19 protein-coding genes, 1 pseudogene and 1 other annotated feature are annotated in these 22,961 nt (G+C 48.0%); of the genes and pseudogenes, 5 read left to right on the forward strand and 15 right to left on the reverse strand.

All coding sequences use genetic code 11. The annotated features are described in order from the left end of the window. Positions 1-347: 347 nt before the first annotated feature. Positions 348-911 carry a histidine phosphatase family protein gene (locus tag AC6EJC_RS01570; RefSeq protein ID WP_444952431.1) on the reverse strand — a complete coding sequence of 188 codons (564 nt, stop codon included), beginning with the start codon at positions 909-911 and terminating at the stop codon, positions 348-350. Positions 912-1,059: 148 nt separating this feature from the next. Here AC6EJC_RS01570 and AC6EJC_RS01575 point away from each other — a divergent pair, with 148 nt between their 5' ends. Further along, positions 1,060-2,244: a MerR family transcriptional regulator gene (locus AC6EJC_RS01575; RefSeq protein ID WP_444952432.1), complete on the forward strand. Its 1,185-nt coding sequence runs from the start codon at positions 1,060-1,062 to the stop codon at positions 2,242-2,244. Position 2,245: 1 nt separating this feature from the next. Further along, positions 2,246-3,208 carry a GDP-mannose pyrophosphatase NudK gene (gene nudK / locus AC6EJC_RS01580; protein ID WP_444952433.1) on the forward strand — a complete coding sequence of 321 codons (963 nt, stop codon included), beginning with the start codon at positions 2,246-2,248 and terminating at the stop codon, positions 3,206-3,208. A 210-nt stretch (positions 3,209-3,418) separates the two neighbouring features. Here the strand turns inward: nudK and AC6EJC_RS01585 are convergent, their stop codons facing one another. Next, positions 3,419-4,342 (reverse strand): AraC family transcriptional regulator, encoded by a 924-nt coding sequence (locus AC6EJC_RS01585; protein WP_444952434.1) that lies wholly within the window; start codon positions 4,340-4,342, stop codon positions 3,419-3,421. A gap of 185 nt (positions 4,343-4,527) precedes the next feature. Between AC6EJC_RS01585 and AC6EJC_RS01590 the strand changes: the two genes are divergently transcribed. Continuing rightward, positions 4,528-5,274, forward strand: coding sequence for an SDR family oxidoreductase (locus tag AC6EJC_RS01590; protein WP_444952435.1), 747 nt, complete (start codon positions 4,528-4,530; stop codon positions 5,272-5,274). A 62-nt stretch (positions 5,275-5,336) separates the two neighbouring features. Here AC6EJC_RS01590 and AC6EJC_RS01595 read toward each other — a convergent pair whose 3' ends face one another. From AC6EJC_RS01595 to AC6EJC_RS01630, 8 genes are all read right to left on the reverse strand, one after another. Next, positions 5,337-6,047 carry an SDR family oxidoreductase gene (locus tag AC6EJC_RS01595; protein WP_444952436.1) on the reverse strand — a complete coding sequence of 237 codons (711 nt, stop codon included), beginning with the start codon at positions 6,045-6,047 and terminating at the stop codon, positions 5,337-5,339. A gap of 211 nt (positions 6,048-6,258) precedes the next feature. Further along, positions 6,259-6,837: a TetR/AcrR family transcriptional regulator gene (locus AC6EJC_RS01600; protein ID WP_444952437.1), complete on the reverse strand. Its 579-nt coding sequence runs from the start codon at positions 6,835-6,837 to the stop codon at positions 6,259-6,261. Positions 6,838-7,310: 473 nt separating this feature from the next. Continuing rightward, positions 7,311-8,810 carry a malate:quinone oxidoreductase gene (locus tag AC6EJC_RS01605; RefSeq protein WP_444952438.1) on the reverse strand — a complete coding sequence of 500 codons (1,500 nt, stop codon included), beginning with the start codon at positions 8,808-8,810 and terminating at the stop codon, positions 7,311-7,313. A 589-nt stretch (positions 8,811-9,399) separates the two neighbouring features. Then, a complete protein-coding gene (locus tag AC6EJC_RS01610) occupies positions 9,400-10,263 on the reverse strand; it encodes a P-loop NTPase family protein (protein ID WP_444952439.1) in 864 nt (287 codons plus the stop codon). A gap of 408 nt (positions 10,264-10,671) precedes the next feature. Beyond that, positions 10,672-12,339 carry a 2-isopropylmalate synthase gene (leuA, locus tag AC6EJC_RS01615; protein WP_444952440.1) on the reverse strand — a complete coding sequence of 556 codons (1,668 nt, stop codon included), beginning with the start codon at positions 12,337-12,339 and terminating at the stop codon, positions 10,672-10,674. Between the two features lie 78 nt (positions 12,340-12,417). Beyond that, positions 12,418-12,685: a binding site (T-box leader), on the reverse strand. A gap of 81 nt (positions 12,686-12,766) precedes the next feature. Further along, positions 12,767-13,285 carry a DinB family protein gene (locus AC6EJC_RS01620; protein ID WP_444952441.1) on the reverse strand — a complete coding sequence of 173 codons (519 nt, stop codon included), beginning with the start codon at positions 13,283-13,285 and terminating at the stop codon, positions 12,767-12,769. A gap of 324 nt (positions 13,286-13,609) precedes the next feature. Beyond that, a complete protein-coding gene (locus AC6EJC_RS01625) occupies positions 13,610-14,530 on the reverse strand; it encodes an alpha/beta hydrolase family protein (RefSeq protein ID WP_444952442.1) in 921 nt (306 codons plus the stop codon). 147 nt (positions 14,531-14,677) lie between these two features. Next, entirely contained in the window at positions 14,678-15,430 is a 753-nt protein-coding gene (locus tag AC6EJC_RS01630) for an SDR family oxidoreductase (RefSeq protein ID WP_444952443.1), read from the reverse strand. Between the two features lie 215 nt (positions 15,431-15,645). Between AC6EJC_RS01630 and AC6EJC_RS01635 the strand changes: the two are divergent. Then, positions 15,646-15,825 (forward strand): annotated as a pseudogene (locus AC6EJC_RS01635) (MarR family transcriptional regulator); the annotation flags it as partial. Positions 15,826-15,941: 116 nt separating this feature from the next. On the opposite strand, the gene AC6EJC_RS01640 reads toward AC6EJC_RS01635, so the two are convergent. From AC6EJC_RS01640 to AC6EJC_RS01655, 4 genes are all read right to left on the reverse strand, one after another. Further along, a complete protein-coding gene (locus AC6EJC_RS01640) occupies positions 15,942-16,073 on the reverse strand; it encodes a hypothetical protein (RefSeq protein WP_444952518.1) in 132 nt (43 codons plus the stop codon). A 317-nt stretch (positions 16,074-16,390) separates the two neighbouring features. Further along, positions 16,391-17,815: an L-arabinose isomerase gene (gene araA, locus AC6EJC_RS01645; RefSeq protein ID WP_444952444.1), complete on the reverse strand. Its 1,425-nt coding sequence runs from the start codon at positions 17,813-17,815 to the stop codon at positions 16,391-16,393. Positions 17,816-18,033: 218 nt separating this feature from the next. Further along, complete coding sequence (locus AC6EJC_RS01650) at positions 18,034-18,729, reverse strand: L-ribulose-5-phosphate 4-epimerase (protein WP_444952445.1); 696 nt, start codon at positions 18,727-18,729, stop codon at positions 18,034-18,036. A gap of 1 nt (position 18,730) precedes the next feature. After that, a complete protein-coding gene (locus AC6EJC_RS01655; RefSeq protein WP_444952446.1) occupies positions 18,731-20,347 on the reverse strand; it encodes a xylulokinase in 1,617 nt (538 codons plus the stop codon). 464 nt (positions 20,348-20,811) lie between these two features. Here AC6EJC_RS01655 and AC6EJC_RS01660 point away from each other — a divergent pair, with 464 nt between their 5' ends. Beyond that, the gene (locus AC6EJC_RS01660) at positions 20,812-21,903 is read left to right on the forward strand and encodes a GntR family transcriptional regulator (protein WP_025681846.1); all 1,092 of its coding nucleotides are present in this window, start codon (positions 20,812-20,814) and stop codon (positions 21,901-21,903) included. Between the two features lie 278 nt (positions 21,904-22,181). Here AC6EJC_RS01660 and AC6EJC_RS01665 read toward each other — a convergent pair whose 3' ends face one another. Next, the gene (locus AC6EJC_RS01665; protein WP_444952447.1) at positions 22,182-22,961 is read right to left on the reverse strand and encodes a class B sortase; all 780 of its coding nucleotides are present in this window, start codon (positions 22,959-22,961) and stop codon (positions 22,182-22,184) included.

Consider the following 22,961-nt stretch of genomic DNA (forward strand, 5'->3'; position numbering starts at 1 on the left):
CACTCCTTAGGTGGGTTATACACCAACTTATTTGCCCGTCTGTTCCCCAACCAAGTAGCGGGTAGCAAACACGGCTATCATATTCCTGCTTCCCGTAGCGGACACTTTCCTCAACTAACAGATCCAGATTTAGTGATCCAGACAATTCAAAAATGCATCCAACTTGCCGCTACTTATGATACGGTTTCACCGCGCTGACTGTAACGGCAAGTTTTGAAGAAAGACCATCCTGGCTAAGGATGGTCCTTCTTTGAACAATAGTTCCCATACCATTTCATCTCGTACCATTAACTCATCAAGCATAGGGCAGCAACCCGATGTTGCGAAATACTCCATTACAGGATATTTCACAATCTTTTAACCTCTACTAATTCCTGATCATTGAATTCCATTCTGTATACATCTGGTTTGGATGTATGTAGTAAAAAATTCAAATCGTACTGTTTGTCATAATATCCCATCATCAAAGTCATTACAGCTCCATGAGTGCCTAATGCGACTTTCCGTCCTCGATAGATTTTTAACAATTCTTTTAAGACTGGTATACTTCGGTTCTGACAAACTGCATTAGACTCTCCTCCCGTTAAAGCAAAGTTTGGATCAGAAAATGACTTATCTAACAAAGGGAATAATTCCTCATCGGGCATTCGGTTGTCTTCATTAGAAAAAATTCTTTCTTTAAGATCCTCGAATACTAAAACTTCTTGTCCCGAACATCGAGCTAACTCTTGAATGGTTAGGATTGCTCGTTGATATGGACTTGAAACAAAAACCTCGATCCCCTCTCCCTTCAATAATTCAGTTATTCGATAAGCATCTGATTTTCCTTTATCAGTTAAACCTCTTGTTCTTTCATTTCCTTCCGTCTTCGGTGATTCGCCATGTCTCACCATGTAAATGAAAGTTTTCATAATAGCCTCCATGAAGAGCTGATGAATTTTGCTAGGGTGGTTTTCTCTTGTTTCTTATTGCATAAATTTTGCTTGAAGGTGACGTTACGTCATTTGCTATACTGACTGAGAACGACATGCTAAGCAATCAATTGGATGTGAGGAATGGATGAACAAAGAGAACTGTCTGACGACAGGACAGCTTGCCAAACGCACAGGGATAACGGTCAGGACATTGCGATATTACGATCAAATTGGGCTTCTGAGTCCAGAAGGTCATCACGCTGGATCCATAAGATTGTACAACATGAAAGACCTGGAAAGATTACAGCAAATTCAGATGTTGAAGTATCTAGGGTTATCGCTTCAAAAAATAAAGGACATTTTAGATGCAGAATCGCTATCCAACGGGGAAATCAGACACTCGTTGCAAGCACAACTCGATCTTCTACAGAGGAAAATCGCTCATACGGAGCACGTAGTGCATGCAATACGAGATGCTATGGAAATGTCGGTCTATGGGTCCGATTGGAACCATTTGGCGGATGTTATTCAAACCGTGCAGAGTGAGCACAATTGGGGAGAGCAGTATCGGACAGCGAACCGCCTGCAAACTCGGATACATCTTTACGACAAGTACTGTACAAATCCTCAAGGCTGGCATCGTTGGATCTTTGAACAACTGGAGGTGCAACCGGGAGCCCACATTCTCGAGTTGGGCTGCGGCGACGGAACCTTTTGGATAAGAAACGCCGAACGAATTCCAAGCAGCTGGCGCATCACGCTTACCGATATGTCCAGCGGGATGGTGGAAGAAGCACGTTGTCGCTTGGGAAGCAACAATTCGCAGTTTAAGTTTTTGTCTGTTGACGCGCAACAGATCCCATTTCATGATGAGCAATTCGATATGGTTATCGCTAACAACATGCTGTATCACGTGCTGGACATCCCTAGAGCAATCCGCGAGATGCACCGTGTCCTAAGGCCAGGAGGTATAGTGTGCACCTCTACGATGAGCACTCAACACCTACAAGAGGTCGAACACTTGGCGGTTTCGTTCGACCCCGAGCTTCATGTGTTGGATCACGCTATTAAACGGTTCCATCTGGGTAACGGAGGGGACTTGCTGTCTTCTTGCTTCTCCGATCTTCGGTTGCTTCGATACGACGACCGTCTGTTGGTCGACGAAGCGGAACCCCTGATCGAATATATAATCTCGACTCCGATGAACGCAAGAGAACGACTTGTCGGAGCGGCTATTGACAAGTTTCGAGACCACGTCATTCGGCTTCTGCAGCAGAATGGAGCCCTCGAAATGACTAAAGAGAACGGAATCTTTCTAGGGAGGAAATGAGATGAAGGCACAGCAGTACCACCCAAGAGTACGGATTGTAAAAGAGGAGCTTCTATCGGATAACTGGTACATCTTAAAGAAGGTCACATTCGAGTTTGAAAAAGACAATGGACAATGGGAGACACAATCCCGTGAAGTGTACGATCGCGGCAACGGCGCGACGATCCTGCTCTATAATCGGCACAAGCAAACCGTTGTACTGACCAGACAGTTCCGAATGCCTACTTATCGGAACGGCAATGAGACTGGAATGCTTATCGAAACCTGTGCGGGGCTACTCGATAAAGAAACACCGGAAGAAGGTATTCTGCGGGAGACGGAGGAGGAGACAGGGTACCGTATCGACCGTGTGCAGAAAGTTGGCGAGGCCTATATGTCACCGGGCTCCGTTACCGAAATCCTGCACTTCTATGTAGCCGAGTATAGTGAAGATATGACAACGGGTCGTGGTGGGGGTCTTGAGGAGGAGCAGGAAAACATTGAAGTGGTGGAACTTCCGTTTGCTCAAGCGCTAGACATGGTCGAAAGCGGCGAGATTCGTGACGCCAAGACGATAATGCTGCTCCAATACGCTCAGATCCAAGGTCTCTTGAAAGTGAAATCGAAACCGCTGCATATCCTCATCGCAGGCCCATATCGTTCTGGAACGAATGATGATCATGTATTAATCGAGAAAAACGTCAACTACATGAATGAAATTGCTCTTCAAGTTTACGAGGCTGGACACATGCCGGTGCTGGGGGAGTGGTATGCTTTGCCCCTTATCGCGACAGCCGGTTCCACTGCTCTGGGAGACGAGACTTTCAACAGAATCTTTCATCTGTCTTCCATTCGCCTACTTGATTGTTGTAACGCCGTGCTTCGAGTCGGAGGAGCCTCTCAGGGTGCTGACGAAATGGTAAGAGTGGCGAAAGAGAAAGGATTGTTGATTTACGAACGGCTCGACGAACTTCCGTTGGTGTGATATATCCTCTTTGAGCAGACCAAAGACAAATTGCCTCTGGGCATCCTCCACAGAGAAACTTGCCGTTTTTTTATGATAAGGTTCACCGCACTGTCTGTAACGGCAAGTTTTAAGGCCATCCTTTGCAGGATGGCCCTTTCCTTGAATCACTGAACTAACGTTCTCCGTTAGTTGAACTTTTAGAGCAAATCCGGCCACCCAAAAAGCTTCTCAATCGACTGGAACACTTAGGGAATTACGCAGATGTTTAACATCGCTCATCGGCGGACGTCCAAACATGCGGCCATACTCCCGGCTGAACTGCGAAGGGCTCTCATAGCCAACGCGAAAGCCTACATTGGCAGCTTCCAGTCCTTCCGAGAGCAGCAAGCGGCGTGCTGTCTGCAGTCGAATGGCCTTCTGATACTGCAGAGGACTTATAGCCGTTACTTTTTTAAAATGCTTGTGTAAGGAAGAAGGGCTCATGTTTACTTCCTTCGCCAATTCTTCGATCACAAGAGGCTTGGAGTAATCGCGGGTAATCAGATGGATCGCTTTGGAGATGCCATGTGCATAGCTGCCAACTACGGCAAATTGCCTGATTAAAGCTCCCTGCTCGCCTTGTAATACACGATAAAGGATCTCGCGCGTAATAAGCGGCGCAAGGAACTGAATATCTGCAGGCGTATCCAAAAGTCTGACAAGCCGAAGCAGCGCATCAAGCAGCAGAGGGTCAGATTGGCTCACCAGTATGCCGCGTCCAGTCTTTACGTTACATTGAGGAGGACTCTTCTTGATAATGTCCAGAATGGTATCTGGGCTAATGGATAATTGAAGACTTAGATAAGGAAGCTCCGACGAGGCTTGAGTTATTTTACCAATTACGGGAAGTTGAACTGATGTGACCATGTAGGTTGTTGGATCGTACACATAGTTTTCTCCAGCCAGCATTGCTGTCTTTGAGCCTTGTGCGACCACGTACAGGGAGGGCATATGGACCGTATGATTCAGCTCGGACACATGGCTTGCACGTCTGAAATAAAGTCCTGGCACAGACGAAACAACCGTACCGTCCGAAGACGCGTGTTGATGAATCAGATGAATCAGTTCTTGTAGATTCGTAGAAATATCAGAGGGGGGAGGAGACGAAATCATACATGCTTCACCTTCCTTTCCGTTGAACGCTAATATTGATGTGCTAATTATATGCACGCCGAATAGGATTAGGCAAGAATTGGACTTGATCGGTCTACCTGTCTCAATCGAATTCTACTTAAAATTTACTTGCAAGGCCAACAGAGGGTCTAAGGCAAATAGATCAAAGAAAGAAGGATTGGGCTATGAGCTTGGAAGGAAGAATGAAGGACAAAGTCGTCGTCATTACAGGTGCAAGCAGCGGAATTGGAGAAGCAACAGCACTGTTGCTTGCCAAGCGCGGAGCAAAAGTCGTGCTTGGAGCGCGCGGAGCGGATCGCCTTGAAGCACTGGCGACACGCATTTCAAATGGAGGTGGCGAAACCGTTTATGCACGCACTGACGTGAGACGGCGCGAGGATCTGTGCAACCTCGTTACTTTGGCTTGCGAACGGTACGGGAAGCTGGATGTTCTCGTCAGCAACGCCGGCGTTATGCCCATTTCCCCTCTCGAAGATCTGCGCGTCGACGACTGGGAGGACATGATTGACGTCAACATTAAAGGCGTTTTGTACGGCATAGCCGCAGCGTTGCCAGTCTTTCACCAGCAGGGTTTCGGACATTTCGTGAACATCGCTTCTGTAGCAGGACATAAGACTGTGCCGAACCAGTCAGTCTACTCCGGTACGAAGTTCGCCGTGCGCGCCATCTCAGAGGGGTTGCGCCAGGAGGCTGGCGATAAGCTGCGCGTGACCATCATTTCGCCTGGTATTGTGCAGACGAATTTCACGGAGGGCATGACAAATCCCGCATTGAGAGATCAACTCGCCGCCATCCGGGATAAACTAGCCATGACACCGGACGCGGTAGCCCGCGCAATTGGATTCGCGATCGAGCAACCGACTGATATTGATGTGAACGAAATCGTGATCCGTCCGACCGCACAAGTGTAACATAAATAGATAGGGGCACCTCCTCTTGTGAGTGCGCCCCTTTTCCTTTCATGCGTTAAGCTTTACCATGGAAGCTGATCATCCATGTAGTAGAATCCGCCCGTTGGACCATCCTCCGGGAGGGTCGCCAGTCGGACCGCCGTTTTCGCACCATCCTCCACCGAAAGCTCTGCCTTTTCCCCACCCATCTGGGTTTTAACCAGGCCGGGGTGTACGGAATTGATCTTCAGGTTTGTGCCATTGTTTTTTTGCGCCCAGTAGGCCGTCAGCATATTCAAGGCTGCTTTGGAAGCCGCATAAGCCGGGGTAGCAATCCGCTGCACCCGTTCATTGGACAACTGGAACTGAATAGAGCCCAAGGCGCTGCTCTGGTTGACGATTCTGCCAGCTTCGCTCTTCAACAATAGCGGCAGCAGTGCTTCTGTAATCAAATAGGGCGCGAACGTGTTCACCTCAAAAGTATCTCTGAGCGCATCTCCGTCATAATCCGCTTTTTCCGCCAAGATGCCCGCATTGTTGACCAAAATGTCCAGTCTTCCGTAGGTGTTCTCGATGAATTGGGTCAATTCTGTGATATGCGCAGAATTCGTAACCTCAAGCTTTACACCCACCGCCTGAATGCCTTCCTGCTGCAACCCGGCTGCCGCTTCATCTGCTGCCGTTTTCGTGCGCGCAGCGACCAATACCGTTATACCTTTCCGCCCCAATTGTCTGGCAACCTCCAGTCCGATTCCTTTGCTTGCACCGGTAATTAACGCGATTTTGTTTGTCATGCTTCATTTCCTCCTCCGTTTTTTTATTTGTTGATTGTAATCAGATCAGACCGATTGGACATGACGCACGGTCGCTAGATGCTGAACAACTTTGCAAATTCGGATGTGCAACGATGATTAATGTTTTCAAATGAATCTCTCCTTTGTTATTTGAAAGTATATGAGAACGATCATTCTATAAAAACGAAAAAAATTTGTTTTCGTTTATCGTCTATGCCTCTAAAATACGCAGGTTTAATTCAGCAATCCGTCGAAGTTTTTCTTTCGAAACTGAAGTCCGAACCATAACCCTCAGTCCCGTTAAAGCGTTGTGGAGATACTCGGCCAATTCCTTCGCTTCGTACTGCTTCGTGAATTCGCCGTTTTGCTGCCCCCACGTTACGATTTCTGCAAGCAGTTCTTCTGATTTTGCAAAAGCCGTCGTCGCAATCGCGTCAATGTCCTCATCCCGAATCGCCAATTCGACAGCCGAATTCACGAGCATGCAGCCGGGTGGAGCGTCTTTTTCACCGTTAATGATGAAGTCAACAATGGACTGGAGCGCCTGCTTAGCCGTCCGGGATTGCTTGATCCCCGCCGCCCATCTGACGCTAATCCGCTCTCCAAATCGGTCCATCACTTTGAGAAACAGGGTGTGCTTGTCGGTAAAAGTATCGTAGATACTTCTCCGATGGATCCCCATATGTTCGACAAGATCATTCATCGAAGTCTTCTCGTACCCCTGCTCCCAGAACAGCTTCATGGCCTTTTCCAGAACGACGTTTTCTTCGAATTCTTTGCTCCTGGCCATTTTATCTCCCTCCTAACCCATTTAGAATATAGATTTCCGTCAGCGAAGAATACGCTTTTAGGGAACGATCGTTCTACATTGGACACCACATATACCTTTTCCTTCTGTGTGGATTCATCCTATCATATCGGGAACGATCAGTAAATAATTATTTTACCAATCTAAGGTTTGGATATGATTTCCGTTAACCTTTTATGTTCTTCATTCCACATCTCTACCGGCACATGGACCTTCCTCCAATACACCAATACACCATATGCCGGTTTGATTTGATAGGCATTTCCTCATTTACTGCTTTATAAGGGCTTCTTTATTTTTTTCGACCTATTTTATTTACATCCCATGAGACTTGTATTAATCGATACCGGCTGGCATTACAGATTTACGCGGTGATGAGATTATTGATATGAGAAGCTTGAGTCAACAGGCGAGTAAAGCTGTTCTCCCGATATCTTTGTTTCTACATCCAAAAATTAACGATGAAGCGGTTCTTTTTCGCTCAGACCAAGCGTCTGCGTTGTAGAATCATGAATTTCTCGGAAAATCTCTGGGTTTTCCGCTAGTGACACGCCATAAGAAGGAATCATTTCTTTTATTTTCGGTTCCCACTCTTTCATATGTTGTGGGAAACATCTTTCTAATACTTCCAGCATAACATTAACAGCAGTAGAAGCACCCGGAGAAGCGCCGAGCAATGCAGCTACCGAGCCATCAGCAGCACTAACCACTTCCGTACCAAATTGAAGTGTTCCTTTACCGGCCTCCGTATCTTTGATCACCTGCACACGCTGGCCCGCTACCACGATATCCCAGTCCCCTGTTTTGGCGTTTGGAATAAATTCGCGTAATTCTTCCAGTCGCTTTTCATTCGATAACATCACTTGCTGGATCAGGTATTTGGTCAATGCCATCTCTTTTGCACCTGCCGCCAACATCGTCAAGAGGTTATTGGGTTTTACAGAACAGATCAAATCCAGATTTGAACCCGTTTTCAAGAACTTTGGTGAGAAGCCGGCAAACGGTCCAAACAGCAGTGCTTTTTCGCTGCCGATGTATCTTGTATCCAGATGCGGAACAGACATGGGAGGAGCACCAAGCTTAGCTTTACCGTATACTTTTGCATGATGCTGCGCGACAACTTTAGGATTGTTACATACCATAAATAGTCCACTTACCGGGAATCCTCCAATATATTTGGACTCAGGAATACCGGTTCTTTGTAGTAAAGGTAGACTTCCGCCCCCACCGCCGATAAAGACGAATTTGGCAGTATGGTATTCGATTTTACCGTTATCAAGATTATGAACTTTGACTTCCCACGAGCCGTCGCTCGTACGTTTAATATCCTTAACACTATGCTTATATTTGACCTCGACGTTTTTACTTTTTAAATGGTCAAACAACATGCGTGTTAAAGCACCAAAGTTGACATCTGTCCCGGAGTCGATTTTGGTTGCCGCGATCGGTTCATTCGATGTACGGCCTTCCATGATCAGCGGAATCCATTCCTTCAGCTTTTCAGGGTCATCAGAAAATTCCATTCCTTGAAACAGAGGAATATTTGAAAGCGCTTTAAACCTTTTTTTCAAAAAAGATACATTTTTTTCTCCTATTACCAAACTCATGTGAGGTATTGGCTTGATAAAGTCCTGAGGATTACGAATCAAATTGCTGTTTACAAGAAAAGACCAAAACTGTCTTGAGAGCTGAAACTGCTCATTAATATTTACAGCTTTACTAATATCTATAGATCCGTCAGCTTTTTCGGATGTATAGTTCAGCTCGCACAGTGCAGCATGGCCCGTACCCGCATTATTCCATTCGTTAGAGCTTTCTTCTCCTGCGTTTGCGAGTTTCTCAAACACTTTAATTTCCCATTCCGGTGCTAACTCTTTCAGCAATGATCCCAGAGTCGCGCTCATAACTCCGGCACCAATTAAGATAACGTCTGTTTTTTTCTGAATGCTACTCATAAAAACCTTCCTTATCTCTTATATTTGCAAAAAAGAGCAGGCCCACCTGCTTAGGTGACACAAGAAGCAAGGCTCCCACTCAGGAACATACCTTTTCTGTCTCTATTATAATTTAAATTATAGTCTTTTAAAAATTATATCGACTATGATCTGATAATTATAAACTATTTCTGCTAAAAAGTGAGAATTTTCTCCACAAAAATAAGGATTGAACTCAGCCTCTTATAAGATTTATGGCTTGACTTTGCTTTTTTCCTCGTTAAAACTATTTTAACCGAAAATGGAGCCTTCGCATAATCTCGGAGAAGGTGCTATTCTAATATTCATGATGAGTGGATGGGCGTCAAATGGGTGAAATTTTATCTTGCTGGAGATGGATTATGGTCCACACACATTCATATTATGCGAGCAGGCTTTTCGGGTGATTCATAGTTACTCTTATCCTAAGTATATACAGCTTTATAATATTATAATTTCCATCACTTGTGGTACGGTTCACCGCGCTGTTTGTAACGCAAGTTTTAAGACCATTCTTTGCGGGATGGTCCTTTCTAATTGAACTAACGTTTCCCGGAATGAGCTACACGGTTTATAGATGCTTCATAATGATATTCGAAACGATCTGTTGTTGATTCTCCCAATCATAATCGGAGTTATCAATAATAAATGATTGGAAAGGAAGTTGTTCGATAATATGCAATTCTAGCTCTCGTCGATGTTCAAGGAACTTAATATATCCTTCGTACCCGTGAAGCCCCCTTTTCTTTCCATAATCTTGCTCCGTATGGTACCAAATCACGAAATCTAACCACTCTTGAGATCTCATTGTTTTAACTCGCTCAATCGTCTCACGAACATTGGATTGCTTCAAATAAAACAGAATTGGATTTAACTCCTGAATTTGCTCCCCAATCTGTAATACATGCTGAATAAAACGATCATTTCCAGCATTATGTCGGGCGAGCAATGCACACCCTGGGTTCTGTAAAAAACAGCATTCGAGTATCATCATATTTTCTTTTTCTCGCTGATCTTTAACAAAAGACCCCCAACGTTTAATCATCAACTCGCAATACTTTTCTATGGATACTCCATCGTAGATTTCATAGCGTTGGATTTCCTCATACAAACTAGAAGGAATTCCATTTTGAGCTGATTGCTGCGCAAGCGCATATGCGATTAAAGAGTCGTTACCGTTCAAAGAGATAAACGGATCAATGTAATGAAACACATCGAAATAGATAGATCGGAGCTTATCGAGTTCTTGGTTTGGCATACATGCAACCGATTCATAATCAGCGGGATGTCGTAAGTTCCCTTCTAAAAATAGTTCCGATTCTATTTTATGCATGTTTAAGATGTCATGTATGTATCTAGATAATGTGGATTTTCCAGAGCCAGGTATACCTTCAACAATAACCAATTTCGTTTTCGTAGATGATAAATTCGCCATAGTATCACATCCTTATGAATTAAATGCTTCCCTTAAGGAGAATCCAATTGTCTCGTTATATTGCCAGTTAGCTTAAGAACCGAAGCAAGAAAAATTTCTAACATATATCATATTCGTGAACCAGTACCAAGCCTCCTTTTTCGAGGGGTCATGATAAACAGATGTACCCTTATTTATGATACGGTTCAGCTTAACGGGTCTATCGGCGAAAAATAAAGAAACCGCAATAGGCTGAAACATTCGCTCTTCGCTAATAACAGCAAAAAGACCCTTTTGCATGTTGCAGAAGGGTCACAGTTACTTTATTGATTGATAATTGACCTGATCTCATCTAATCTCTGCTGACTTATACCGGCTATACAAATGGTACACAAGTTCATTTAGTTCTTACCGTCAGCGAGAAATCTGTTAGTAGTTATTACGACTAAATTGATTCACAGCACTAAACAGAGCTTTTACAGATGAGGTCATAATATCAACGTCAATGCCGCAACCCCAATATACGCTACCGTCTGAAGCCGTGATACCGATATAAGAGACAGCTTGTGATTTGGAGCCTGTTTCCAGAGCGTGCTCTTTATAGATCAAATCGGAATAATTCATTCCAAGTTCGGTTTGCAGAGCATTGCTGATCGCATCGAGTCTTCCGTTTCCGGTGCCTTCAATTTCCTTGACTTCATTGCCGGTCCGTATAGTGACGATGGTTTGAAAATCTTCATTGTCTGTAATGCCGTATTTGACAAACTCGACAGGTGTTTTTATATTCACATATTCCTTCAAGAAAATATCGTATATTTCATCGGGCATCAGTTCCTTTTGCTGCTGATCCGATACGTTTTTAACGAAGTATCCAAAGTTTTCGCGCATTTTCGTCGGGAGATCGAGTCCGTACTTCAGTTGCAGCACGTATCCGATCCCGCCTTTGCCGGACTGGCTGTTAATGCGGATAATATCGCCTTCATACTCCCTACCGATGTCCTTGGGATCAATGAGCAGATAAGGGACCGACCAATGCCGGGGTTCCTTTTCCTCGCGCCATTTCATTCCTTTAGCAATGGCATCCTGATGCGAACCGGAGAAAGCGGTGAATACAAGCTCACCTCCGTAAGGATGTCTTTCGCCTACTCTCATTTTGGTCAGTCGTTCATAAACGGAGATGATCGCAGGGATGTTCTCAAAATTCAGCTTCGGGTCTACCCCGTGTGAGTACATGTTTAGAGCCAGCGTCACAATGTCTACGTTCCCTGTTCTTTCCCCGTTTCCGAACAAAGTGCCTTCGACGCGCTGGGCTCCGGCCAGCACCCCCAGCTCCGCATCCGCCACACCCGTTCCCCTGTCGTTATGCGGATGGAGCGACAAAATAACATGCTCCCGGAAATTCAGGTGATTGCTCATATACTCGATCTGGCTGGCGTAGACGTGAGGCATCGACATAGATACCGTTGCAGGAAGATTGACGATGACTGGGTTCTCCGCCTTCGGCTGCCATACGTCAAGCACGCTGTTGCAGATGTCCAGCGCAAAATCAATTTCTGTACCTGTAAAGCTTTCGGGTGAATACTGGAACTGAAAATTCCCCTCCGTTTCCTCCGCGCACTGCTTCAACAGCTTGGCGCCGTTTACAGCGATGTCGATGATTTCTTGTTTGGATTTGCGGAATACCTGTTCCCTCTGCGCCACGGATGTCGAGTTGTACAAATGGACTACGGCTTTTTTCGCGCCTTTCAGGGCTTCAAAGGTTTTGCGGATAATATGCTCTCTTGACTGAGTAAGCACTTGGATCGTTACATCATCCGGGATCAATTCCTGCTCGATCAATGTGCGTAGAAAGGTGAACTCCGTTTCCGATGCTGCGGGAAATCCGACTTCGATCTCCTTGAATCCGATATCTACAAGCAATTTGAAGTATTCCAGCTTTTCCTCCAAATTCATCGGAACGATTAATGCCTGATTTCCGTCGCGAAGATCAACGCTGCACCAAATCGGCGCCTCTGTAATATATTCCTTTTGGGTCCAGTTCAAGCTTGTCTCCGGCTGCATAAAATATCCTTTTGCATATTTCTCAACATTTTTCATGGATATCCTTCCTTTCATCGATTTCTGTACTTATTCGCCAAAGATCGGGTGCACAAAAAAAGCCTTTCATCTCCACTAACAGGAGACGAAAGACTTTGACATCTTACGCGGTACCACTCCGAATTCATGCCATGGTCGGCATGCACTCTGCGGATACGGGTTTGCAAAAACGGACAAACCTTGCATCCTCCTGATAATAACGGTCAGGCTCCGGCTCCACCTACTACTTTACTGGTTCAGCGAGCAACTCCAAGGCGAGTTCCGATTTTCTCCACGGCTGTTTCACACCGTCCAACAGCTCTCTGTTCGCTTGGAAAACCGTACTATTCCTTCTCAACGTATTTTAAATATTAGAAGTAATGTTATATCAGCAATGCGATCGTGTCAATTGTAATCTGATCTTTCACATAACGGAAATGTGACCATTTTATCGCTGACCTTCCTGCCGTTCCATCAAATAAAACAAATAATCGGTCGGGATCCCGGCATACCCTTGCTGTCTCAGCATCGCGGTCACATTACCACGGTGATACGTCCCGTGGTTGACCACATGCCGCAGGATGTCCGAGAAATGCGTATCGAGACGGCCGTACCGCGGATGCTCGATCGTCATCGCCTTGTCCGGGTCGGGCGTACGCCGCAGCAAATCACGGAACTGTTCGGCGACACCGGCAAACAGCCGCCACATCTCGTCCACGGTTTTGCCCTCTGCTTCCTCCGTCCAGCCCGGGATCTTCGGAAAAATGTCCTCGTTCGGAACTTCCGCGAGCACGGACATATAGAGCTGTTCGAACAAGTACATGTGTCCGAGCGTTTGCGACACGGACGGGAACACGCTCTTCACTTCCGCATGGAATGCATCCTTCGGAAGCTGCTCCAGGTGAGCGAACAGCCGGTCGTTCGCCCAAACATGATATTCGTACAACTGATGCGTGTGTTGAAGCATGAAAGAATCCACCTTCCTTTTATTCGTCGTCGTTTAGCTGCCGCAGCCTTGTCTCTATCGTATACCGGGTTCGCTGACAACCGTTACACCAACTCTTTCCGCCACTTTGCGATCAGCGTCTTCCGTTATCGAAAACAGCGCCTTTGCTATCAGGTCATTCTCTGCTCGTGCGGTCTTCTCATTCCAATCTTGGTTACCGACCTGCAGCTAGAGCAAATATGGAATAACGCCAACTCCCTCTTCTTTGCAAAGGGGGAGAATGGACGTTGCTGGGCGGACGAGTGGCATTGCCGCGACTGTTAGGTCGATGCGCTCATCAGGCCCTTACTTGGACTCGATGCGACCCAGCGGGGCGGCACTTTCTTCCAGAGCTGCGCGAGCTGCCGGCCAGCTGTAATCGTCGAGGTCGAGCGCGTTACGAAGGTAGGCCCACGTGATCCTCTGAATCAGGGCGACTCGCTCGGGGCTCTCGTCCGTCGTTTCCGTGACGGTGTACCCGGGGATTCCGCCAAGCGAGTGTTCTGCCCCGAACAGAGTAAGTAGGCTCTTGCTGCCCGGGCTCAGGAAGTACGGGTCGGTGAACCAGTCCGGCCCCCGAGTGGACAGGTGGGACTGGTCATGGTCCCCCGCTACTACGAGCGTCGGCGTGCTCATGTCCGCGAAGCTCGGGTTCATGAAGGGGAAGTGCTCGGCCGCGAACGGAGTCAAGTCAGCTCCACCCTTGCCAGTCGTGGAAAGTAGCACGCCTGCCTTGATCCGCGAGTCGGACATGTCCTCTCCCGGTTCGCCGTGGGCATCGAGGATTCGCGCACCGAGCAGCATGCCCACCGTCTGGCCGCCGAAGGAGTGCCCGGCTGCAGCGATGCTGCTTCGATCGAGGCGACCGCTGAGGCCGGGAACGGAAGCTTCAATGAGATCAAGCTGGTCGAGGATGCGCTTCATGTCCTCGACTCGGTAACGCCATATCCGTGGTGTACGGGGATCGTCAGGCGGAAGGTTCAGCGTCCTCGAGTCGAGATGGGTGGGTTGAATGACCACGAAGCCGTGAGCGGCCCAGAAGTCGGCCAACGGGGCGTAGCCGTCCAACGACCAGCCAAAGCCATGCGAGAAAACAATAATAGGCAATTCGCTCCCAGTCGCGGGCGCAGACACCCGCACTTGCAGATCCTCACCACGACCCGGGGCTGATAGCACTACCGGCTTCACCGAGATGATTGGAGTGGGGGTACTAACTTTGATTTCCATAATAAATGTTCCTTTCTTTGAGAGAAGATTGGCCAAACCGTTTCCGGGCGGAAACAGTCAGGCAGATTCCTGAAATAATTAATCGGTTAATGAAATGAGCAAAAATTTCTGCCCGACGATTCCTTCGATCACGCGCTCGAGACTATATCACCACGGGAGCGGGCCGTCCTCGTTCGAGAACATACCCGTCGGACCGTTCTCGTCGAGGAGCGCGAGGCGCACGGGCTCGCGTGCGGCCTCCTGGACGGTGCGTGTGCCCGCGAAGCTATTGAGGTCTGTCGCGGTGAAGCCCGGGCATGCAGCGTTGACCTTGATGCCTGTCGACTCGAGTTCGATGGCGAAGGCAAGCGTGATCGCGTTGAGGGCAGTCTTCGTCGGACTGTAAACGGCCCCAAACACCGATCGATGCGGAAAGTTCGGGTCCGAGTTGATCGTCAGCGAGCCCGCGCTGCTCGACACGTTGACAATGCGTGCCGCCGGCGCTTCACGAAGGAGTGGCAGCATCGCTTGCGTGACGGCGATGACGCCGAACACGTTCGTCTCGAACACCGCGCGCACCTCGTCAAGTGATGCGCCGCTCGGGCGGCCCGAATTCGCGATCTCCTCGAGCGGCGTACCCGGCTTTCCCGCATGCGAGATACCCGCGTTGTTCACGAGCACGTCAAGCCGACCGAGCTCGTTCCGGATGCGATCTGCCGCGGCAGCGATGGAGGCCGGATTCGTGACGTCGAGCTGGAGTCCACGGGCATCCGCTCCGACGCTCTTCGCGGCCATCTCCCCATGCTCGAGGTTGCGCGACCCGACGAGCACGGTGAAGCCGTGTGCCGCGAGATCCTTCGCAATTTGAAGACCGATTCCTTTGTTGGCCCCGGTGACCAGGGCGACAGGTTTGTCCTGCATAGTATTATTCTCCTTTCTTGCATCGATGTGCGATCTTTGCAATATAGTCTTTGGTTGACGTGTCAACCTTGGTTTAATGTAACATTTTGCGGTTGACGCGTCAACCATGTTATTATATTCCTATGGATAAGAACGAACTAAACGAAGAGGAAATGCGAATATGGCATATGTGGAAAGGCTCCTTTAAGAACATCTTCGGTCGCGTAATAAAAGACATGTCCGAGCACACAGGACTATCAGAGGGCGATTTTGGAATATTAGATCGGTTAGTCCTTTTGGGGAACGGTAAGCTCCGCCAACTGGAATTAGCCGACTCGATGGACTGGGATAAGAGCCGATTGTCACATCATCTAACGCGGATGGAAAAACGCGGACTCGTTCTGAGGAAACCATTAGACACAGATCGCGGTGTTCAAGTCATCATCACTTCCGCTGGCAAATCAGCATTGGATGATGCCCGTCCCATAGTCTCAAAGGCAATACGCAAACATTTCCTTGATCAATTAACCGATCAAGACATTGAGTTGATTACTAAGCTGGCGGAAAGAACAAGTACAAAGTCTTCAGCGTCTTGGAAAGCCCCTCCACCTTGACCGCGTTTTTTGAGGTTATTCATGAAGTAGATAAGTTGCTCGGTACTCACAAAAAGAACCCTCCAGGCTCGGAGGGTTCTTGCATTATTATCCATATACTTTGTTTTCACAATAATTTTTCGCCGTCACTTATGATACGGTTCACCGCACTGTCTCTAACAGCAAGTTTTAAATAAAGGCCATCCCGCTAAAAGGATGGCCTTTAGAATTGTTAATCTATTTTAATTGCCTCGATATAAAGCTCGATCCTCACTTCATTCCCGACGATAATTCCGCCTTTTTCCAGAGGCGAGTTGAATGTCAAGCCTGCTGGAGGTAACCCCCCGGCCGCAAGGAAAGAACTTGTATGAGTCAATGAATAGCAAAATTATTTAATGACGACGTACTCCAGGTTAACCAGCTTCGCATACGTTACGATCTGGTCTGTCGTCAGGTTTAAGGAAACGACCGTGTGGTGACCGCCACCGTTCTCGATCCAGGCTTTGACTCCATCCTGGAAGTTCGGCTTTACGTTCCACAGAACGCGTGCTACCGGCAGATTAGGTGCTGGAATGGTTGGCTCGAATGCGGATACTTCGTTGATCAACAGTTTGTAATGCGTGCCGAAGTCAGCCATGGATACCACGACGCCTTCGCCAGCTTTGCCATCGAACACCAGACGCGCCGGATCTTCGCGATCGCCAATGCCCAATGGGGACACGATGATTTTTGGTTTGTTGCTGGCTAGCGTTGGATCGACCTCAAGCATGTGGGATTGAAGGATAGCTTCCTGTCCGGCTGCCATCTCGTACGTGTAATCCTCCATGAAGCCTGTGTTTTCGTTATGGCTCATCACTTTTAGCAAACGGTCAAGCGCAGCCGTCTTCCAGTCGCCTTCACCGGCGAATCCGTAACCTTGCGCCATCAGGCGTTGAACGGCAAGACCCGGAAGCTGCTTCATGCCATGCAAATCTTCGAAGTTTGTGGTGAAGGCACTGTATCCACCTTCGTCCAGAAAACGTTTGATGGCAATCTCATAGCTCGCTTGCACGCGTACGCTGGCTTCCCATGCTTCCTTGCTGTTCGTGCCGTAATCGAATTCATACAGCTCCGCATACTGAGCGATCAGATCGTCGATTTCTTGCTCGGTCACGGCATTCACGTATTGCACGAGATCGCCGATGCCGAAGTAGTCGACGGTCCATCCGAATTGGATCTGAGCTTCCACTTTATCCCCTTCGGTCACGCCCACGTTGCGCATGTTGTCGCCAAAACGGGCGACTTTGATATTGAAGCTTTCATTATAGGCCACTGCCACGTCCATCCAATCGGCAATCTGCTGCTGCACTTCAGGACGTTCCCAGTATCCTACGACGATTTTATTTTGTTTTCTCAGACGGGCATTGATGAAGCCATATTCGCGGTCGCCGTGCGCCGCCTGGTTCAGATTCATGAAGTCCATGTCGATCGTTGCCCAAGGAATGCTTTCATTATATTGGGTTGCCAGATGAAGCAGCGGTTTTTGCAGCAATTTCGTTCCGCGAATCCACATTTTTGCCGGGGAGAACGTATGCATCCACGTGATAACACCCGCCACTTCGTCGCGATAGTTGACTTCTTTCATGATGCTCGTGATTTTATCTGCACTTACCGCCAGATCCTGCAATACGAGCGGGTATGGCAGAACGCCGCTTGCATTCAGGGCATCCGTGATTTTCTGTGCATTGGCTTTTACCTCGCCCAGTGCTTCTTCCCCGTACAGATGCTGCGAACCTACGACAAACCAAAACTCTTTAGCTGCTGTTGCTGACATATAATCATCCTCTTTTCCTATATTGTGTGTTTTACACTACTTCACTTCATGGTCAGAACAATCTTCCGACCGCTGTTATCCCCAGATTTTTTTGATTCCCTTTCCTAAAGGGAAATTCCGGTGATAAAGGCGAACGCTTTGCTTCTCCAGATTTTTTCTGCCCTCTCCGTTATCGTGTAAAAGCCAAGCTCTACTTATATGAATAATAATTACGCTTATTATTTCTGCCCGTAGTAGGCGTTTTTCCCGTGTTTCCGCAAATAGTGTTTATCCAAAATGCCTTGCGGCAGTTCCTTCGCGAAGTTGTTCAATTGCCGCGCGTACAGGTTCATTTTGCACACTTCCTCCAGCACGACGCTGTTCACGACCGCCGACTTGGCGTCTTTGCCCCACGTGAACGGTGCATGACCATGGAGCAAGACTGCCGGAATTGCCATGACGTCCAGCCCGCGCTGCTCGAACGTTTCGATGATGACATGGCCGGTTTCGGCTTCGTATCCCCGATCAATCTCCTCTTGATTCAGAAAACGGGCACAAGGCACGGCACCATAGAAGGTGTCGGCATGCGTCGTTCCCATCACGGGTACGTCCAGTCCGGCTTGCGCCCAGATGGTCGCCCACGTGGAATGGGTATGCACGATGCCCCCGATTTCCGAGTAATGTTTATACAATACGGCGTGAGTCGCGGTATCGGAGGAAGGTCTCATCTCGCCCTCCACCACGTTGCCGTCCAGATCGACCACGACCATGTCGCTTGGTTTCATCGTATCGTAGCTGACTCCGCTCGGTTTGATGACGAACAGGCCGCTATCCCGATCCATCGCGCTTACGTTGCCCCATGTAAATTTCACGAGCCCGTGCTTCGGCAATTCCAGGTTCGCGTGGAATACCTCTTCTTTCAGTTGTTCTAACATCCTAGTCCCTCCCGTTCTCTACCAGATGGTCTACAGCCGCCTGCTCGATGGCCAAGCCTTTCCGGTAGCGTTCGATAAATGCTTCAAACCCTTTGACGTCCGATGCATCCGGCGCAACTTCCTCTCCTTCGACATCGTTAAAGACTTTCTGTTCAAGGAACACGTCCAAGCTCTCTTGTCCACCTTTGTTAGTCATGTACGAGGCCAGAAGCGCCATTCCCCATGCTCCGCCTTCGCCCGCCGTGGACATGACCGACACCGGCACGTTCATCGCAGCGGCTACGATCCGTTGTCCGACGACAGGGGTTTTGAACAAGCCGCCATGGGCCAAAATGCTGTCAATCGCGACATGCTCGTTCTTCGTCAAAATGTCCATCCCGATCTTGAGCGCACCAAATGCGGTGAACAGATGCGTCCGCATGAAGTTCGCCAGGTTGAACCGGCTTTCGGGCGAGCGAACAAACAGCGGACGGCCTTTGTCGATGCCCGTAATGTTTTCGCCAGAGTAGTAACCGTAGCTCAGCAAACCGCCGCCATCCGGGTCCGCTTCGAGCGCTTTGTTGAAAAGGATGCTGAACAGCTTGCCGTTGTCGGCTTCGTATCCCATCGCTTCGGAGAATTCACGGAACAATCCGATCCATGCGTTGATGTCGCTGGAGCAGTTGTTGGCATGCACCATGCCCACCGGGCTGCCGTCCGGCGTCATAACCATGTCGATCTCGGGATAGACTTTGGACAATTCTTTCTCCAATACGATCATTGCGAACACGGAAGTGCCGACGGAGATGTTCCCCGTACGCTTCCTCACGCTATTCGTCGCCACCATGCCCGTTCCGGCATCGCCTTCCGGCGGACAGAGCGGAATGCCTGGCTGCAGATCATGCGAAGGGTCGAGAAGTTTGGCGCCCGCTTCGGTCAATTCGCCAGCTTGCTCGCCAGCGAGATATACCTTGGGAAGAAGGTCCTCGACCTTCCACGGATAACCTTTGCCCGCGATCAGTTCATCGAACTGTTTGATCATGGATGGATGGTAATTATGAGTAGACTCGTCAATCGGGAAAATGCCCGAAGCATCGCCGATGCCGATCGCTTTATTGCCGGTCAACAACCAGTGGATGTATCCAGCCAGCGTGGTCAGGTAATCGATGCGAGGCACATGCGCCTCTTCGTTCAGGATCGCTTGGTACAAGTGGGCGATGCTCCAGCGTTCCGGAATGTTGAATTGAAGAAGATCCGTTAATTCCCTGGCTGCCGCCCCGGTGGTTGCATTACGCCACGTCCGGAACGGTACCAGCAGTTCGCCCGTGCTATCAAATGCCATATATCCGTGCATCATAGCCGAGAAACCGATCGAACCGACGGTTCGCAGCGTGATTCCGTATTTCCGTTCCACGTCTTGCTTCATCTCGCGATACGCGGTTTGCAGGCCGGTGATGATGTCCTCCCGGTTGTACGTCCAATATCCGTCTTTCAGGAGGTTCTCCCATTCATAACTTCCGGATGCGATGGTCTCGAAACGCTCGTCGATCAACACCGCCTTGATCCGTGTCGATCCAAATTCGATCCCAAGCGAAGTGGCTCCCTTAGTAATCGCTTCTTTCATGTCTACATGACTCATGATCACGTATGTCCCCTCTCTGATCCCGGTTTTACATCCGAAGGATGACGTCTATAAGGTGATACTTCAAAACTGCAATGGCTTATGATGAATTCATGAATTCGTATAGAAGCTTTTCCTGCAGTTACGGTCAATCTGGTAGGAGAACCGTAACGTTTTCATTCAAAGAAGGCGCTTTCCTTTACTGACAGCCTTAGTATATTTTTTGTACGTACATTTGTCAATAACATTGAATAGTTATACTTACAAATGACATAATGCGACCGCTTAACGTGCCAATCCACACTTGATTTAAGGTATGCTGTAAGGTACACCTCTATGTAAAAAGACCAGAATTGTACGGTTTATTTCGGAAAACGTGCTGTTGCGTTTTCATTCGAACCGAGTCATGATAAAATATGTACGTACAACTATTTAAACAACAACGTTTCTATAGATAAGTAACGATGAAAGAAGTGGATTGCGTGAAGCCAAAATACCAGGTCATTATTGATGATATAAAGAGCCATATCCTTTCGGGAACCTATAGTGTGGGAGAACAAATTCCTACGGAGTCCGCTTTGCAGGACAGCTACAACGTAAGCCGTCAGACGGTCCGGAAGGCCATTTTGGAGCTATCGAACGAGGGGTTTTTGAGAAGCGAGAAGGGTTCGGGCACCTATGTCAGCAACCAATACCGCTCCCGGTCCGGCGGGAATGCGATGAAAAAAACGATCGGTGTCATCACGACCTACATCTCGGATTACATCTTTCCCTCCATCATCCGCGGCATTGAAAGCCGATTGAATGAGGATAATTATTCGTTGCTGTTAGCCAGCACCAATAACGACGTCGCACAAGAGAAAAAGGCGCTGGAAATGATGCTCTCCTATGGCGTCGATGGGCTGATCGTCGAGCCGACCAAAAGCAATCTGTACAATCCCAACATTGCGTACTACCTGTCGTTTAAGGAGCAGGACGTGCCGTTTACGATGATCAATGCCTTTTATGAAGAGCTCGAGGTGCCCTTCTTCTGTCTGGATGACGTGCAGTCCAGCTATCTCGCCACCCGGGAGCTGATCGCCAAAGGACATACCCAGATCGGCATTATCGCAAAAATGGATGATTTGCAAGGAAAGTACCGGATGAAGGGGTACATCAAGGCCCTGGGCGAAGCCAAATTACGGTTCCATCCCGAGCAAGTACTTTCATTCGATACAGCGTCGAAGCCAGATCTGTCCACCAATCTGGAAACGTTTCTGAACGAAAACAGGGAGGCGTTGACCGCTATCGTGTGTTACAACGACGAGGTCGGGTTGGAAGTGGTGCATGCATGCCGAAAACTGGGCATATCCATTCCGGACGAGTTATCCATCATTGGTCAGGACAATTCGTACATCGCCAAAAACGCCAATATCAAACTTACGACGCTAACCCACCCTCAGGAGCAAATGGGACGCGACGCCGCCGACTGGGTCATTAAGAAACTGCAAGGCAAAAAGGATCTGCCCACCAACACCTACTACCAACCCGTACTGGTTGAAGGCGAGACGGTAAAAGAGATCGAGGTAGAATAGTGTAGGGTGGGATGCTGATCGGTGTAAGGTATTTCAACTTTAACATAAGACATCCGGCTCCTATCATTGATTAATTTCAAGTGGAACTACGTTGACGAATACCGATATTAAGCTGTACTGGCATTTTTGAGCGCAAAAAGACCGCAGGCTTTGTCTGCGGTCTACTTAATCCTTAGTGGAGGAGATGAATGAAAGCATAAACAAATAAATTCAAAAAAAATCACGTCCTCCAAGGGAGAACGTGATATGAAGCAACTTGAATCCGTGTTTCCACATCCTCATTTACGCTTTCGGGCGACCACCGCTAACCGACCGTTTTCGGTCGAGTACTCACACGTAGACAGTACAATAAGCTTGTCACCATACCGGGCTGTCACGCCCGTGTCGTAAAGAGCGAGTTTTTTGATGTTCTGAACATACGAATCGAACTCGGCGGGCGTTCTTACCTTCTCAATCTGGTAGTATTTAAAAACATCGTCCGATTTGCGATAAACTTTTGACAGAATAACGGCAACAATCTCATACTCTTCCTTTTCGTAAAGCGTACTGAACTGGAACGTAGCATGCTCCTTATAAAAGCTTTCTTTCTTGTACTTCAACAAATCTGTAAGCATCCAGCCGCTTTTCATGTGATGTCCGTGAATCAGCAAAATGCCCGAACCGTTGATCCGACTGTGCGCGTCCAAAAAGGGGAGGCCGCTTTTGCTTTTCTTTCTATCGAAATCATGATTGAGATAGAACTGTGAATCCTGTAGGTTCTGCATGATCGGGTAATTAATCCGGGTGCCGTCAATCTTCAGCCAACCGACGATATCTGGATTTCTCTCGTAAAGCTCTTGAAACTCAGGAAGCATGACCGGCTCATGCGCCTTCGTGATCAAAGAGGAGGGGGTTACTTTCCCTCCGCCTTTATCCGACTCTTTTTCCCAAATTTTTGACAACTCTTCTATTTTATGACGTTCAGTATAATCCTGCAGGAAGGTTCTGGAAACTGCGGCCAAAGAAAACACCAACACAAACAAGGAAACGGCGATAAGAATTTTTCTTGTTTTATTCAT

This window comes from Paenibacillus sp. TY11, assembly GCF_059772165.1.